We start from the raw sequence: 16,073 nt of genomic DNA, 5'->3' as shown, positions 1-16,073 counted from the left end.
CTCACCCCTCGGACAGTAAGGTAGGATCGGATGCGCGCGATCTAGGTGCCCATCCGGTCTTCTCCAGCAGCCCCCGTATCGACCTGAGCGTCACCGGGATGTCGCTCTCGTCCCGAATGATCAGGTCGAGGTCGGGCGGAAGTTTTCCGTAAAGCTCCCGGTACAACTCCACGTACGATTCGACCTTGTTCTGGCGACCTTCCGGGGTGTCGTTGGGACGCATACACAGCCGAGCCGCGGTGACAGCCGCCTCCTTCCAATCCGATACCACGCACCTCAGGTGTCTCGGGGTAGGATCCTCTACTTCCTCTCCCGAGCGAGCGTCGACGATCTTCGGGTCCTTCTCGATCAACAACGAGCCCGCCTCCGGGTCGGGGCCCAGTATTACTGGGATACCCCACCGGGTGATCCCGTAGGCCGCCGAAACCAGGTGTTCCGGGTACTCACTTCCCCAGGCTATCACGCAGGCCCCGACCCGATTGAGTACGTAATCGGCGACCCGTACGGGTTCTCCCCTGATGGGAAGCCTACCGAAGATCACACCCACGCGGACGCAGGCCCCGACCAAATGCGCGGCGGACGTACAGGGTCCGGTATTGAGGAGCGTATCCGGGTACCGTTCGTACAACGTCTTACCTTCTTCGTCCAAGTATGAGCCCAGTGCAACGGCTAAACAACCCGGGACCAGCACCAAGTATCCGCGCTCTAGGAGGGCCTCGGCGATCTTGGCGGGTTCTTCGACGTCCTCGGACTTCTCGGGACAGGACACCAGGACGACTATTCCCGGGATGTTGCCTGAAACTACCGGAACACCTACGTTTCGGATCACCACATCCGTGAGGCGGGTCGGTGGACCGATCCGGAAGACCTTCCGAGGGTATCCCTTCCGATCGCGTGATCCACAGACTCGAAGAGCCGTCCACGCGGCGATTTCCACGGCCTTGAGAGGTTCCTCCACGTAAACAGCGTCCTCGTCGGTAACGAGGACCTCGACAGCCTTCTCAACAGGGTAGTCGGTGACGTCGGGTAGGTCAGCTACGCGAGCCCCGACGGTGGCGACGAGCTTGGATCCGCCCTCGCATACCGCCTCGATCACGTCTTCTCCCGTGCACGTCCCGTCGACTACCACCACATCCGCGAACCCGGAAGAGACGTATTCATAATACATGGACAGTGGTCCTACGACCCTGACGTGGTCCTCGCAGTTGGGCCACGCGGTGTGTGTTAATCCGACGATCTCCACCTGTTTCGCGAGCGTTCCTAACTTTTCATTGATGATATGGCCTAGGAGCGGTAGATGACCGACCAACAACACCGTAGGACGTTCCGGTAGATCATCCGTCCCGATCTCGAACACTCCCTCCGATTCCGGGACCTTCATCAGCGTGGAGAGGGCCGCATCGGCTATTTCCATCGCGAGGAGACCGATCGCGCCGGCGTGCATAGCCACGGACTCGTAACCTTCTATGGAGTGCGACCGCAGGAGCTCCGAGACCGAGGAAGCCAGCTCCAACCCCGCGTAGGACAGTCCGACTTCGAGGTCATCTGTGCACTCGGGAGGACTCCCGAGCAGCGTCTCGTATAGAGGGAGCGGCGTCTCCGCACCGAACCCGGGATCCAAGGGCTCTCCAGTTTGACGCAGCAGTTCTACCGGAGTCGGGCCGTGGAAATTAGCCCCGCCGTCCCCTCGCAACATAGCGTTACCACCGTGCGAGCTACTTCTTGCTGTTTCTCTTCCGAATCACCTGGGACCACGGTCAAATCGTAGACCGACGTCAACGTCCTGTCCCACGGAAGCAACTCGCGGCGAGTCGGTCCCTTCACCTCACTTTCGGAGCCCCACTCAACCACTAGCTCCCCTATTTCGACTTCAACATCCTCCCATTCCACGTTCAATCTAACCACGCCCTTACTACGATTAAACGCCCGCCAAGGAGCTCAGCTCTTGGAGGAACTGCTCCCTTTTCATTGTGGGCAACGAGTAGTCCGCGCTGGGGCAGTACTCGGGATTCAACGACACTTTCACCAGGTCAGGTCGCGCGTGACGGAGTCCCTGGAGTACTCGGTCGGTTACGTCGGTACGGGACCCAGTGAACACGACGAGATCTGGGTGAACTCCGAGTATTGAAGCGTCCCATTGGAGCAAGGCCGCCACCTCGACGATACCCATCTTGCGACCCAGGTCACTGCCCTCGTACGGGGCCGTGCAGACGGCGCTCATCTTGAACTCCTCACGCAGCTTCACCAGGAGTTCCCGCCACTCCTCGTCCTCCACGGCCTTCGGACCGACGATCATCAGCGGATCGTTAGCGCGACGGAACACTATCTTGAGCACCGGAGCTCGGGCTACCTTGGCCTTGTCCGTGTAAATCAGCGTGGGATCCTTCGGTAGCGACAACGGGCTTAACCCCGCACGTTCTCTCCCAGCGAGGGTTCGGCGATACTCTTCCTGGGCTTCCAACCGACCTCGTCCAGGTACTCCATCACCTCGTCGCGCAAGGTGATCGGAACGTCGTTCTTGTCGCGGACGTACAGTGGAAGGTCCGGTGGGAGCTCGTTGTAGAACTCCTTGTACAACTCGATGTAGTTTTGAAGCTTAGTCTGTCGTCCCTGTGGGGTATCGTTGGGACGGATGCAGAGTTTCACCGCCTGAACTAGCGCCTCCCTCCAGTCTTCCGCCGCGTACTTCAGGTGGATGGGACAATACTCCTCGCACTCCTCACCGGTGCGTGCATCGTACACCGTCCAATCCCCATCGAGGTCACCGATGTACAATGTTTGATACTTGAGACCAGCCGGACCGTAAACTATTGGAATACCCCATCGCGTGAAGCCCGTGGATATCGCGAGGGCCTTCTGGCTCATCGCGCCCCACAGTACCCCACAAGCTCCGACCCTGTTGAGGATGTAATCGGCGATTTCCTTGAAGTTCCCTTTAAGTGGCTTTTTCGCGAAAATAGCGGCGATCTTAATACACGCACCGAGTATATGAGCGTTCGAGACACAAGGACCGGTGTTCACGAGACAACCCGCGTCGAACTTATCTTCGTACTTTTCATACAAGGTCTTACCATCCTCATCCGTGTACATACCAAGTGACATTGCTGCGCAGCCCGAAGTTAGTACGATATAATTTCGTTCCAGAAGTTCTTCCACCATTTTACCCACTTGCTTCACATCGTCGGGATAGTTCGGACACGCTACGAAGGCAACTACACCGGGAATATCACCCATTACGATAGGACCTCCGACCTGTCGTATCTCGACATCCTTGATCGGACCTCGGCCGGTACGTACTTTGTATTTCTCCTCTTTGGTTCTCAGTCTCCAGGCATCCTCGATCATGTTCATGACGCGGATCTTCGACGGACATTCGGACTCACACCGGGCACAACCCACACACCGGTCGAACAATTCGGCAAGTCCATCCAAGTCGCCGCTCGCCGCCCTCTCCATGGACTCGACGATCGGTAAGTCGTTCGGGCATACCCGTTCACAGTCGCCGCATCCCAAACAGCGCTCCGCCTCCTTCTGGAGTCTCCTCGGATCGGGCTGTGGGATTTCCTTCTTCCGCCGCTCGTGAGCCCTTATCGCGACCTCAACAGCGACTTCTGCGGCCTTCTCCAGATCCTCGATGAAGACTCCCATCCACTCTCCGGAAACCATCTTCTCGACGATCTTCTCCGTGGGCTCGTCCGTGACGTCCGGCAGTCCGGCCATCACCAGATCTCGCGTCGCGATGACTCTAGATCCGACCTCATTGGCCTCCTCCACGATATCCGCGCGGATGCACTGTTCATCGAGCACGATCACATCCGCGATACCCATCCTCACGTAGTGGAGCTGTCTCGACAGGGGCCCGATCACCTTCGATCGATCGTCTACACGGCTGACGTCCCAAGCCGTACAGCAGATCCCGAGAACCTCGACCTCCTCGTCGAGACCGCGATCTTCCAGGTAATCGAGGACCTCGGTACCGGGGGCCACGTTGTGACCTATTAACAGTATACATGGTTTGGAGTCATCCGCCGCGAACGGACCGAACTCCACAAGGGGCGCCTCGCCCTTAGGCATGTCGAAGGCGGTGATCTGCGCCACGTCGGCTATCTCGAGCGCGAGGTTGTCGATCATCCCGGCGTGGAGGGACTTGGACTCGTAATCGTGAGGGTCCATCTCCTGACCCATGTGTACGGAAGATAGAACCTTAGCGAGCTCACGCTCGATGTACTCGAGCCCCTTCTCGAGGTCAGAGACCGTCTTCGGCCTGAAACCCACGATCGTCTCGAATATCGGGGCTACGACGTCGATCTCGGGGCCTAGATCGATCTCCATGTCGCCGAACTTTTCTAGGACATACTCAACGAGGTGGCGTGCGTGGGCCGCGTGGCAAGCCGCACCGATGCAAGCCTTGAGCGCGGTGAATCGAGCCGTGTTGGAGAGAATGCCTATCCCACAAGCACCCCGCCTACCCTCTGATAAGTTGCAACGGCCATACGTGCACATACAACACATATCGCATACGGGAAACGACACCACTCGATACCGGGCGAAAAGTTTTCTATCCCAATCAGCGAGATCCGGGACTGTAGGACACGGTAACGGTCCCTCTCCCCTGGGTTCGAAACCTTCCACGGAACCTATCTGAACCTTCAACCCATCGAACTCGAGCTCGAACGGGGGCATTACCCTACCACCCGACCTTACGGTTTTCCCGAAACCAGTTTCGGGGGAATCCGAACCATGCGTCACACCGCCCAAGTCTTACTTATAATGTTTTTTGCCGTGACCGCACCCGTTACTGCGACCTCGTCGAAACTTCAAGGTGATCCATACGAGGAACTGAGAGAAGATCTGAAAGCAATGTTCCCTGATCCGTATTACGACGCTTTCACCCCAGGGGACGTCAAGCTGGACGGGGAGTACTGTGCGTCGTGCAAGATCACGGCGGGAGTGAAAATACAACCAGGAGTGGAGGCGGAGGGCGTACTCGTAGTGACGAGATCATCACAAAAGTCATCAGACATATGGATCGTGAACTGGAACGGCTGGGCACTTAAGCTGATGTCAATACAAGAGAAACCAACCGACGCCGCTTACGCTACAATAAAAGGAGGGAAGGAAGGAATCGTACTTTTAGCCGGACCGAGTGAAAACGGAGTCTTCCTACACACACTGCACCTGTCGTTCAAGAAATACCTAAGATTCAAAGAGGAGACCTTGTACGTTCCGGAGATGAAAGATGGAGATAGGAAGGTGATACCGGCACAAGGAAAGGTCAGCCGAGTCCGAGTATTACACGTAGGCTACGAGTACGGGAAGAACGGCAGCGTGGAGAGAGTCCTGTTCCTGATAATATACACGGTGGAGAACTTGAGGAAACCTGTCGAGGAGTATGGTTCTGACCTTTACTCCGCCTTAGTTCGAGTGGATCCGGATGATAATGACAGAATAGAGGTAACCTCCAGCTCTATCGTCAACGATTTTCAGCACGTAACCACGTTTGATGTCGACGTCCTCTCAGACATCCCAAAGGAGTACTCCTCTAAGTACTACAAGTATCAACTCGGGAACCGAAAGTTAGAGGCAAAATGGGTCGCGGTAGCGTACACGGAGCGGTGGAAGGAATGTGGAGTTTACCTTTCGATTCTGGGTTACTCACCCGCCGATGATACTTATTTACCGATGGTCTGGACGAAACTGTCGGACATGAACTGCTCTCCTCATATTAGGAACGTATTTATTTCCCACACTGTCTTAAAGGACGGAACGGTGGTATTCCTAACGGTATGGAAGGACGGCAGGGACCCAGCGCCACAATTTAAAGAGTTATTGAACCCACCACCCACGGGCGAGGTAAAGGTCGACGGTGAAGTCATCTGGTGTCAACCCGCGGTCCTGGAAGTAGGTGACAGACCGGAAGTTCGAGTTATAATTAAAAACAAACCCGCAGCCATCGTTCCTAAGGGTTGCACGCCGATATCGTTGATTAGTATCTGCGTGGAAGATCCTATAGCGATTTTCTGGTTGGACGTCCTCGGTAAGGAGGGCATCAGGTCGTTCCCGATTCCGGTAGCAGTGATCAGTGAAAAAGAGAAGACGTACGCGACGCCGTGCGTGCTCGCAGTGTCGAAAATAGTACAGGAACAAGAAAAAGAGAAGCAGGAAGAAAAGGAGGCAGTCAACGAGGTCTTGTGGGTATTCGGAACCACGGACAATAGGGCTCAGGACCCTAAATTAGTGCCTCACATACCGTTACCAGAGGATAGGTTCAGTGATGTGAAATTGTGGGAACTCTGGGCTTCGACCCTGACTGTAGCTTCCGACAAAATTAAATCGGCTGTAGTCGTAACAACTAGTAAGAGTATTACTTGTCCAGATTCAGAGGCAGGAAGGTCCGGTAGCGTAAACGCCGTAATATACGAGACCGGACAGGGAACGTTCGTGATGCCATCAGTTCCAATCGTGGTATATTCCAGCACGATCAGGAGCATTCAGAATTACATCGAAGATTACATCGGAGGATATAACCTGGTCATACCGGTGAGGTACAGAATGATTAAAACAACATTAAATCTACCCCCTGGTCAGGTAACGAAAAGAGCAGATGAGACCGTCTTCCGAATTCGCGTGAACACGGATTACGGCCTCATAACAACTAGTATAGGTTTATACCTAACAGTGGTAGTGAAGAGATTGAACGAAGTGGTCGGAAGCGCTCTCGTCGATCTATCGGGACGAAGTAATCCAATGGTTAGTGGTAACGTAGAGAAGGTAAAAGTTCACTTTGAAGGTCATAGGTTACTGTACGTGGACGTGTGGGTTAAGTTAGCAGAGAGCGGGGTCTACGTGGTAGAAGCGTCTTTCTCGGACTCTTTAGGTAGGCTGATGGGTGAAGTTAACGCCACCACGATTAGTGTCCCAAGAACGATGGGGAGGGAACATGAAATTGTAGGGTATGTCCCTCCACGGCTCGGAGTAGAAGGCAAAGGAAGTTCCAAGGGTTATCGCGGGGTGACGTTCCCGACCCCGTTTCCGATTCGGGTGAGAATCAGGAAGACGAGGCGAGGAAGGTGGCCAAAAAGCCTTACACTTATACAGGCTTCTCGAGTACTATCTCTATCGTAGACACGTTGACGGTGTCTCCTTCCTCCGTTTCGAGTTCTTCGGTACCGATTTTGATGTCCTTGACTTCGACCTCCGGCATGAAGCGGTTCCTGACGATCTCAGCGACGTCGACCGCACGGCTGATGGCGCGACCACGAGCCTTGATTCGGACCTCGTTGGCTCCTTCGTTGAACTGCGTGATGCAGGCTAGAACATAGTTCATGACGGGCTTGCTGCCGACGTACACGACGTTCTCCTCCTCAGCCATTGTGTGGACCCCCGTCCACTTCGATTATCGCGTTGCTGTGCTGGGCCGTGCGCAGTGCCGTGGATCCAGTAAATGAGTTTCGGGAACGTGCCACACAGGCCGGGTGCCCTACGAGTCAACTTTTTAACGGACGGCTCCCACGGCAACTCCGTGAACCTGATTCTCGGGGGTTTGACGTTGGAGTTACCGATCTGTGAAGTGTGTGCGAAGACCGGGCTTCTATGCCCGGGGTGCGAGGAGAGACTGGAACGGGGAGAGATCACGGAAACAGACGTTGAAGTGTCCAAGAAGCTGGTGGAACTTAAGGAAGATCATCCATCACTCGAAGACGTCGCGCTGCTGAGGACCGTAGATACGGGAAACCTAGTGGTACTGGTGACGAAACAGGGGATGGCAGGGAAGCTCATCGGCAAGCGGGGTAGGATTTCCAGGGCCTTATCGGACCACTTAGGTAAGAAGGTGCGCGTCGTAGAGGAAGTCGAGGATCCCGAGGACGTGCGTCAGTTGAGGAAACTCGTGCAAGATTTAATCTTACCGGCGAGGTTGCTCAGTGTGAACGTGGTCTACGAGCCGGACGGTGAGCGTTACAAGGCGGTGATTCATCACAGGGACCGGCACCGAGCGCCTGCAGACACAGAGGAGCTTGAGAAGGCGGTGAAAGAGCTCACGGGGATGGAGGTGGAGGTGACCTTTGGTTAACGTGGTCGTATGCGTGACGGGTAGCGTAGCCGCGTATCGCGCCCCGGACGTATGCCGGGAACTGACACGTCGGGGTCATCGAGTACGGGTCGTTACGTCGGAGGAAGCCCTGAGGTTCGTGGGTGAGGACGCACTGGGATTCGCGGCCGAGGATGTCGTCCCACGACTCACATCACGGGCGGAGCACGTGGAGCTAGCCGAGTGGGCCGACGTGGTGGTTGTAGTGCCGGCCACGCTGAACACCCTTGCCAAGATCGTGCACGGGGTAGCAGATGCCCCCGTCCCCCTCACGGCCTTGACATCGTTAGGGGCCGGGAAACGATTAGTCGTCGCCCCCGCGATGTCCTTACACATGTACCGGTCACCACCGGCTCGAGAGACCCTACGCCGACTGGAGAAGATGGGAGTCATCGTCGTGGGACCCGTGATCGAGGAGGGGAAAGCGAAGCTGGCCCCAATAGGGGAGATAGTAAGAGCTGTGGAGGGGGAACTGTCGGGTTTCAGGATTTTGGTTACCGGAGGGCCGACTATGGAGCCGTTGGACAATGTTCGGGTGATCACCAACCGGAGCTCGGGACGGACGGCGTGTGAGATATGCCGCGAGCTTCGTGCGCGTGGGGCCGAAGTCGTGTTTATCCACGGACCGCTCCGGGTAGATCCGCCTCCGACGGATGAGCGCGTGGAGGTGGAAACAACCCGTGAAATGCTCGAGAAGGTCGTGAGTAGGGCCGACGACGCGGACGCTATCGTGATGGCGGCGGCACCGTCGGACTTTCGACCGGCGAAGCGCGCCGACGGGAAGCTGGACTCGCGACGTGAGCACGAAATCCGTCTAATCCCCACCGAGAAGATAGTAAGAGAAGTGTTTCCGGATTTCGACGGAGTTAGGGTGGCGTTCAAGCTAGATCCCGAGCCGGTGAGGGGAGCCCGACGGCTTCTGGACGAAGTTCCGTGTGAACTCGTCGTCGCCAACCCTCCGAAAACAGCCGGTGCCGAGGAATCGGAGTGGTGGATATTAGACGGAAACGGCGAGGTCATCGAACGATTGAGAGGGGACAAGCGGGAGCTAGCCAAGAAGTTGGTAGACGCCCTCTCGAAATTGCTCCGTGCCCCGGGGTGTGACCGCGGGTGAAGATACCACCAGATCACCCGAGGGCGGAGGTGTTGAAGATCCGTGAGCGCCTCGTGCAGGGCTTCGAAGATGGATACGTGGTACCTCAAGGAATGATCGCCCAAGGTAGGGGCGAGGCGTTCGACTACTTAATCGGTGAGAAAACCATTCCGCCTGTTCGGGAAGCGATCAAGGCGGCGGCAGCCGCGTTCAAGCTCGCCGAACACCCTGTGATATCGGTGAACGGGAACACCGCCGCCCTGTGCTCAGAGGATCTCGTAGAGCTCTCCGAGGTCACCGGTGCCCCGCTCGAAGTGAACTTGTTCCACAGGACGGAAGATCGAGTGAAGAAGATCGCCAAGGTCCTTAAGGAGGCCGGAGCCGACAGGGTGTTAGGCGTCGATCCGGAGCATCTCGTCAGACTCCCGAATCTGTCCTCTCCTCGAGCCGTGGTCGACGATCGTGGGATCCATCGGGCGGACGTGGTCCTGGTACCCCTGGAAGACGGGGACCGGACCAACGCCCTGAAGGAGCTCGGGAAGACCGTCGTGGCCATAGACTTGAACCCGCTCTCTCGCACGGCTCGTAGTGCCGATATCACCATCGTCGACAACGTCGTGCGCTGCGTCCGAAAGATCACGCGGGAGTACGAGAGGATGGACCAAGATCGTGCGAGGTATGTGCTCCGAGAGTACGATAACGGGCGCGTGCTGGCCCGAGTTCTGGACCACATCCGAGAGCGGCTGCGGGTGTTGTCCGATGAGGCTGCTGGTGCGACCTGAAGAGGAAGAGCTGGAACGCATCCTACGCAGGTCGGAGATGGACGTGACGGAAGTCTTACCCGACGTCGAGCGGATCTTCGAGAACGTAGTCGAACGAGGTGACGAGGCGCTGCTGGAATACACCGAACGGTTCGACGGGATCGAGCTAGAGGCTGAGGACCTCCGGGTATCCGATGACGATTTCGAGGTCGCCCGTGAGCTCGTGGACGAGCGTACCGTGGAGGCGCTCGAGGAAGCGGCCCACCGTATCGAAGAGTTTCACAGGAAGTCCATACCACGAGTGGACAGGATAACCTTCGACGTGGAGGGGACGGAGTGTGGTCTCACATTCCGACCCGTTCCGAGAGTAGGATGCTACGTTCCCGGTGGACGCGCGTCCTATCCGTCGACGGCCCTCATGACCGTAATACCGGCACGCGTCGCGGGATGTCGCGAGGTGATAGTGTGTACGCCTCCAGTGGACAACGACATACGTGCCTCACCGGAGGTGCTGGTGGCGGCTGAGATAGCCGGCGCGGACGCTGTCTATCGGGTCGGCGGTGCGCAGGCCATCGCGGCGATGGCCACGGGAACCGAGTCGGTACCCCGAGTCGACAAGATCGTGGGTCCTGGGAACGTCTACGTGACAGCGGCTAAGCTCCTAGCATACTCAAGAGGGCTAACCGATGTGGACATGCCGGCGGGTCCCTCCGAAGTGTTCGTGATAGCGGACGACTCGGCCGACCCGGACTGGCTGGCACGGGACCTCATCGCCCAGGCGGAACACGATCCAAACGCTGCGGCGGTACTGGCCACCGACTCGGAGGAGATAGCCCGTGCCGTGAAGGAACGTATCGAGGAGTTACTGGACGCGGGGATAGAGCGTGAGGAGGTAGTCCTGAAGGCGCTCGACAGGAACGGATGGATAGTCGTACTCGACTCCCTAGAGGAGTGCGTCCGATTGGCCAACCGGTACGCACCGGAGCACCTACAGCTATGTGTGGAGAACCCGGAGGAGTTGTTACAGGGAGTGGAAAACGCGGGCACCGTCTTCCTGGGTCACTTGACCGCGGTGCCGTTTGGGGACTACGCCACGGGCCCCAACCACGTGCTACCGACCGGCGGGTTCGCACGGGCTAGGGGTGCTCTAGGCACGTGGGACTTCGTGAAGATTATCCCGATCCAGCAGTTACGGGAGGGGGACGTGGAGTACCTCGCTCCGATCGTAGAGGAGCTGGCCGAGTGTGAAGGACTACCGAACCACGCGGAGGCGGTGAAGGTGCGCAGGTCCTGAGGGTTCTTAAGAGTAGTCAATGCGCGCGGACTGGGGTGTGGAAAATGCTCAAGGACGCGTATACTGCAGACGTCACTCCCGAGCGGGACGGGGAAGAAGTGAGATTGGCGGGCTGGGTCCACGAGGTGAGGGACTTAGGCGGGATCAAATTCGTACTCCTGCGCGATCGTACTGGGATCGTACAGCTGACGCTTCCGAGGCAGAAGGTACCGAAGGAGACGTTCGAGAAGGTACCGAAGCTCACCAAGGAATCGGTAATCCGTGTCGAGGGTATCGTCCAGGCGAACAAGAAGGCCCCCAGAGGCGTCGAGATCATCCCGCGGCGCATCGAGGTGCTATCGAAGTCGAACACGCACCTGCCCCTGGATCCGACCGGTAAGGTGGACGCTGACCTAGATACCAGACTCGACGCACGGGTACTGGATCTCCGTCGCGAGGAACCCCAAGCGATCTTCAAGATCAGAAACGTGGTGACCTCAGCGATCCGGGAGTTCCTCGAGGAGCTCGGGTTCATCGAGGTTCACACGCCGAAGATAATCGCCTCGGCGACGGAAGGTGGTACAGAACTGTTCCCAGTGGTGTACTTCGAGAGGGACGCGTACTTAGCGCAGAGTCCACAGCTCTACAAACAGATGCTCATGGCCGCAGGATTCGAGCGCGTTTACGAGATAGGCCCAATCTTCCGCGCGGAGGAGCATAACACGCGACGGCACCTCAATGAGGCCATCTCGGTGGACATCGAGATGTCGTTCATCGAGAGCGAGGAGGACGTAATGCGGGTGCTCGAGAAGCTCCTGGCGCACATCTTCCGGAAAGTGCGAGAAGAGTGTGAGAGGGAGCTCAAGGTGTTGAATCAGGAGTTGCCAGAGCTGGAGGTACCGTTCGAACGTATAACGTACGAGGAGGCTCTGAATCTACTGTCCGACCACGGTATCGAGGTCGAGTGGGGTGAGGACCTACCGACCGAAGCCGAACGCAAACTCGGGGAAATCTTCGAAGAACCGTTCTTCATAACCGAATGGCCGAAAGAGATTAGGCCGTTCTACACCATGGCCAAGGACGACGAGGTGACGACAGCGTTCGACTTAATGTATAAGGGATTGGAGCTCGCCTCCGGAGCCCAGCGAGAACACCGTTACGACATGCTCGTCCGACAGATAGAGGAGCAAGGACTGAACCCGGCGGACTTCAAATACTATCTCGAATCTTTCAAATACGGTATGCCGCCGCACGGTGGGTGGGGACTCGGACTGGAGCGCACCTTGATGACTATCACGGATGCCGAGAACATCCGTGAAGTAACCCTGTTCCCGCGGGACCGTAAACGCTTACATCCATGAGGGTAACGCGATGATTCGGGATGGCTACCGTTTCAGGCTCCTACTACTGATCTCGGGCGTTTCGGTTTTCTCCACGTCCACATACCTCAGTTACCTCTATCCAACGCCTACTTGCGATTGGTTCTATTACGGGTTCATAGCGAAATACTATTCGGAACACGGAGATTATCCGAAAGTCAGCTGGTGGCGTAAGGATGAACAACAATTCATTTACCGAAGCCCGATAATCCCACTATGTTCGCTGGTCATAAATCCGAAAGGTGGACCGAAAAGCGACTACAGATTCCTAATCGCGTTAGCGTTCGGATTCCTGGGGTCAATTCTATCGTTCCTAATAGAGCCGAAGATGGGTTCCGTAATCCCATGGATTTTAACTACCACTTACACGATACACTACAGTCACTTCTTAGGAGGCAAACGGACGATTTGCCTACTCACGTACCCAGTGTTCGGGACACTCTTGGCCAAATCGCTAGTAGTCGGGAAAATCAGTAGGAGTGAGATAGCGCTCGCTACATGTCTCGGAGCTATTACAGGATTGTTCTACGATGGGTGGTTAGAAATTCTTCCGCTGGCAGTACTGTTCGTACTGATCCCGGATGTCTCACCCGATCGAAGGAAAACTTTCCTAATAGTTTGGAAAGCGTTCGTGATCGGAGCCGCAATAACGATCGCGATCCCTGACCCGAACCTTAGTGCATCACATAGCTTACTAGCTTACCATAATCCTGGTTTGATCTCGAAATTACTGGGGGTAGTATCTGAATGGAGACCGCCGGGTAATTTCGAGATGGCCGCTGTATTATGGTATATGTTGATAGTATCACCGGTGATATCGGGGATGTTAACGGAGAGACACTCGTTGAAGTTAAAATTAGTCAGCGTAGCATACACGTCTGCGGGCCTCGTGGTTAAAAGACTCGGTCCTCCTTATTTGATCGTCACCTCACCTCTGTGGTACGAGAAGAGGTGCGCAGTATCTATGATGATATCCTCACTGGTGATATTTTCACTGGCGCTAAAATTTTCAGTTGAACCATCGAAGGAGTTCTGGGAGAAGTATCCGGATTGGAAATTCATGAAGCCGGTGGTTCTGAAGAACCTCAAGCACGGTAGACCGTGGGGGGAAGGGGACCCACCTTTCGAGGCTTGGTTGTACTACGAGGTGGATAAGGTACCGGCCCGAGTTACCCCGTACGACATGGACTGGCGAGGTTACGAGCCACCGTTGACGAGCAAGAAGCGCGAATAGGGAGCAAAGTTAATAAGAGCTGGGGATGTGGGTGAGTTGTGGACGGAGCGGGGGCGCCCGAGCCTGGTCAAAGGGGCGGGACTTAGGATCCCGTGGCCGTAGGGCCGTCCCGGGTTCAAATCCCGGCCCCCGCACCAACCGGAAATCGTTACAATGATCGTAACGAAAAGGGAACCGTGAGTCCGGGGACTGGGGAGCTCGGGACGCGATAACTACCGTACGCTCCGGTTCTCATGGGAATGGTGGCATAATGAGGATAACTTAATGAAGTCGGGTGGAAGGCTGCGTCGGAAGCTCGAGATGAACGTTTGGTCCGGATCCCCTTAACTCGAGTCGTTCCCGCGGGAGAAACTTAGGGGAGGACTGCTCCGGCGGTCTAAGGTGACGGAGCCCCGATTGGAAGTTTTCGAAAAGGATTTCTCACTACGAGTGTATGATGCCGGGATTGGTCGCGTAGGCGCCGGTCACACAGGGGTGAGAGACGTTGGCTGAAGACTTACCACCCGAAATCTTGGAAGCTGTAGAGGAATACTATAACCGACCGGAAATAGTCGAAGTAGTGGAGTCGTTGGTTAAACCAAAATCTATCGAGGATTTGGGATTACCCGAGGAGTATATCGAAAACCTCGTACTCAAAGTCATCGCGGATAGGGGGCCGGTGAGCGGTAGGGAAATCTACGAGATTACTAGGATTCCGATCCCGATACTAGAGGACATAGTCGACGAACTTCAAGATCGTAAGCTGGTGGGTCACGCTGGAGGAGGTCCAATGTTCCAGAACACGACTTTCGACGTGACTCCCAAGGGACGCGAGTTGGCCGCGGACATCATGAGAGAGAACCCGTACATTGGTGTGTGTCCAGTACCTTACGAGATGTACCGGGAGGTCGTGGGTGATCAAGTCGAGGGACGATACCCGATCGAGATACCAGAAGAAGTGTACGAGTACGCTTTCCACGACGTGATAGGGGCCGAGGAAGCCAAGCGGACGTACTACCTCTCGGCGACCAGCGGTAGAGGCATCATCGTTTTCGGACCCCCAGGTACGGGAAAGACGTTCACACTCAGTCGCATGGCGAAGCTACTGCCACCAATCGTGATCCCGAAAGCCGTGTACGTTGCTGGTAGCGTACTACAACTATACGATCCGGACTTCCACGAGCCGAGACCCCGGCGGGAGCAACCAGGGGACGAGCGGTGGGTGAAGATACACGCCCCGTTCGTGTTCACGGGAGCGGAACTCACCCTCGAAGACCTCCAAGGCCGATATGACGCGGATAAGGGTGTTTACGAGGTACCTCCACACGTCAAGGCCCACGGTGGAGTGTTTTTAGTGGACGACGTGGGGCGTCAGAGGGACTCGCATATCGCTATCCTGAACAGATTGATCGTACCGATGGAGAACAAGAAGGATATAATCCACGTCGGCGGTACTGCGGTCGAAGTGTTCTGCGACTTCATCGCGGCTTTCTCGACGAACTTACCGATCACGGTGTTCGACGAGGCCCATTTGCGTCGTGCTCCACTGTTCGTACACCTATCCCACCCACCTTTGGAAGAAGCGGTGAAACTGTTCAGGAGACGGTTAGAGGATATGGGAGAGGAGTACACCGAAGACGCCCTAGCAACCTACCGCCGGGCGTTCACGCCAGAGGAAGAAGGAGGTTGGGGATTGAAACCCACGTTCGCTTACGCTCGAGACATCGCGCAGCTCGCCCAGGCGATCCGCATCCAAGAAGGGAGGGACGTCATCGATGGCGAAATCGTCGAGAAGGCGTTGAAGAAGCACATCGCGTTGACCCTGCAGCGTAAGGGTGCGGACCTCGACAAGTTCGGCACCGAGGAAACGGAAATCCCGGTAACGACAGTAGTGGTGAAAGGTGTTGCCGAAGAGGATGTGAGCGGGATCGAAAAGATTCCAGGAGTTCGTACCGTCTCGACCCTGGGTTCTGACGTGTACGTGGACTTGGAGGGGACCACACCCACCCGGTTTATCAGTCTTCTACGCGAGAGTGGTGTAGAGTTCGCCGACGTCGAGGTAGTGGGTACGTTTCGGGCCTCGATCCTCGCGGAGGCCACGACGATGGAAGAACTCATGGGAGGTGAAGGTAGTGAGGACACCACCGAGGGCGAGAGGATAGAACCAGAAACCGGAAAAGTAGACGGAGATACAAGTACAGTGGAGGAGGAGACGGAGGAAGTCGAGGACTTGGACGACTTACTCGAGGACCTAGAGTTATAACA

General features: G+C 56.3%; 13 protein-coding genes and 1 tRNA gene. 9 read left to right on the top strand and 5 right to left on the bottom strand.

Annotated features, from left to right (window positions below):
* Position 1: 1 nt before the first annotated feature.
* Genes BW919_RS04580 through cdhA form a run of 4 tightly spaced genes read right to left on the bottom strand, consistent with a single transcriptional unit; the run spans position 2 to position 4,683 of the window.
* Positions 2-1,696, bottom strand: coding sequence for a hypothetical protein (locus tag BW919_RS04580; RefSeq protein WP_088335861.1), 1,695 nt, complete (start codon positions 1,694-1,696; stop codon positions 2-4).
* The gene (locus BW919_RS04575) at positions 1,648-1,896 is read right to left on the bottom strand and encodes a hypothetical protein (RefSeq protein WP_088335860.1); all 249 of its coding nucleotides are present in this window, start codon (positions 1,894-1,896) and stop codon (positions 1,648-1,650) included. Before BW919_RS04575 ends, BW919_RS04580 begins: the two co-directional genes overlap by 49 nt.
* Before the next feature lie 22 nt (positions 1,897-1,918).
* Entirely contained in the window at positions 1,919-2,398 is a 480-nt protein-coding gene (locus tag BW919_RS04570; RefSeq protein WP_157666042.1) for a carbon monoxide dehydrogenase beta subunit family protein, read from the bottom strand.
* 5 nt (positions 2,399-2,403) lie between these two features.
* Positions 2,404-4,683 carry a CO dehydrogenase/acetyl-CoA synthase complex subunit alpha gene (cdhA, locus tag BW919_RS04565; protein ID WP_088335858.1) on the bottom strand — a complete coding sequence of 760 codons (2,280 nt, stop codon included), beginning with the start codon at positions 4,681-4,683 and terminating at the stop codon, positions 2,404-2,406.
* 57 nt (positions 4,684-4,740) lie between these two features.
* Between cdhA and BW919_RS04560 the strand changes: the two genes are divergently transcribed.
* A complete protein-coding gene (locus BW919_RS04560; protein WP_088335857.1) occupies positions 4,741-7,125 on the top strand; it encodes a hypothetical protein in 2,385 nt (794 codons plus the stop codon).
* Here BW919_RS04560 and albA read toward each other — a convergent pair.
* Entirely contained in the window at positions 7,091-7,372 is a 282-nt protein-coding gene (gene albA, locus BW919_RS04555) for a DNA-binding protein Alba (protein WP_011019084.1), read from the bottom strand. The two genes, BW919_RS04560 and albA, sit on opposite strands and share 35 nt — an antisense overlap.
* Before the next feature lie 177 nt (positions 7,373-7,549).
* On the opposite strand from albA, the gene BW919_RS04550 reads away from it, so the two are divergent.
* The 8 genes from BW919_RS04550 to BW919_RS04515 all read left to right on the top strand — a co-directional run bounded on the left by BW919_RS04550 (position 7,550) and on the right by BW919_RS04515 (position 16,071).
* Positions 7,550-8,071 (top strand): transcription elongation factor NusA, encoded by a 522-nt coding sequence (locus BW919_RS04550; RefSeq protein WP_157666040.1) that lies wholly within the window; start codon positions 7,550-7,552, stop codon positions 8,069-8,071.
* A 1-nt stretch (position 8,072) separates the two neighbouring features.
* Positions 8,073-9,203 carry a bifunctional phosphopantothenoylcysteine decarboxylase/phosphopantothenate--cysteine ligase CoaBC gene (gene coaBC / locus BW919_RS04545; RefSeq protein ID WP_232452950.1) on the top strand — a complete coding sequence of 377 codons (1,131 nt, stop codon included), beginning with the start codon at positions 8,073-8,075 and terminating at the stop codon, positions 9,201-9,203.
* Positions 9,200-9,964, top strand: a complete 765-nt coding sequence (locus BW919_RS04540; RefSeq protein ID WP_088335854.1) for a 4-phosphopantoate--beta-alanine ligase — start codon at positions 9,200-9,202, stop codon at positions 9,962-9,964. Before coaBC ends, BW919_RS04540 begins: the two co-directional genes overlap by 4 nt.
* The gene (gene hisD / locus BW919_RS04535; RefSeq protein ID WP_157666038.1) at positions 9,942-11,237 is read left to right on the top strand and encodes a histidinol dehydrogenase; all 1,296 of its coding nucleotides are present in this window, start codon (positions 9,942-9,944) and stop codon (positions 11,235-11,237) included. Before BW919_RS04540 ends, hisD begins: the two co-directional genes overlap by 23 nt.
* 44 nt (positions 11,238-11,281) lie before the next feature.
* On the top strand, positions 11,282-12,577 hold the full coding sequence (gene aspS, locus BW919_RS04530) for an aspartate--tRNA(Asn) ligase (protein ID WP_088335852.1): 1,296 nt from the start codon (positions 11,282-11,284) through the stop codon (positions 12,575-12,577).
* Positions 12,578-12,587: 10 nt separating this feature from the next.
* Positions 12,588-13,829 carry a hypothetical protein gene (locus BW919_RS04525; protein WP_088335851.1) on the top strand — a complete coding sequence of 414 codons (1,242 nt, stop codon included), beginning with the start codon at positions 12,588-12,590 and terminating at the stop codon, positions 13,827-13,829.
* Between the two features lie 47 nt (positions 13,830-13,876).
* Positions 13,877-13,966 (top strand) — tRNA-Leu (locus BW919_RS04520).
* A 347-nt stretch (positions 13,967-14,313) separates the two neighbouring features.
* On the top strand, positions 14,314-16,071 hold the full coding sequence (locus tag BW919_RS04515; RefSeq protein WP_088335850.1) for an ATP-binding protein: 1,758 nt from the start codon (positions 14,314-14,316) through the stop codon (positions 16,069-16,071).
* Positions 16,072-16,073: the final 2 nt, after the last annotated feature.

Source organism: Methanopyrus sp. KOL6 (genome assembly GCF_002201915.1).
GTDB lineage: Archaea > JAADCQ01 > Methanopyri > Methanopyrales > Methanopyraceae > Methanopyrus.
Note: the sequence above shows the minus strand (reverse complement) of the source record. Positions and strands in the feature narration are given on the sequence as shown.

Excerpts from the sequence above, each read along its gene's own strand:
- BW919_RS04580 (WP_088335861.1), bottom strand. The coding sequence starts at position 1,696 with ATGTTGCGAGGGGACGGCGGGGCTAATTTCCACGGCCCGACTCCGGTA.
- cdhA (WP_088335858.1), bottom strand. The coding sequence starts at position 4,683 with ATGCCCCCGTTCGAGCTCGAGTTCGATGGGTTGAAGGTTCAGATAGGT.
- BW919_RS04560 (WP_088335857.1), top strand. The coding sequence starts at position 4,741 with ATGCGTCACACCGCCCAAGTCTTACTTATAATGTTTTTTGCCGTGACC.
- albA (WP_011019084.1), bottom strand. The coding sequence starts at position 7,372 with ATGGCTGAGGAGGAGAACGTCGTGTACGTCGGCAGCAAGCCCGTCATG.
- hisD (WP_157666038.1), top strand. The coding sequence starts at position 9,942 with ATGAGGCTGCTGGTGCGACCTGAAGAGGAAGAGCTGGAACGCATCCTA.
- aspS (WP_088335852.1), top strand. The coding sequence starts at position 11,282 with ATGCTCAAGGACGCGTATACTGCAGACGTCACTCCCGAGCGGGACGGG.
- BW919_RS04525 (WP_088335851.1), top strand. The coding sequence starts at position 12,588 with ATGATTCGGGATGGCTACCGTTTCAGGCTCCTACTACTGATCTCGGGC.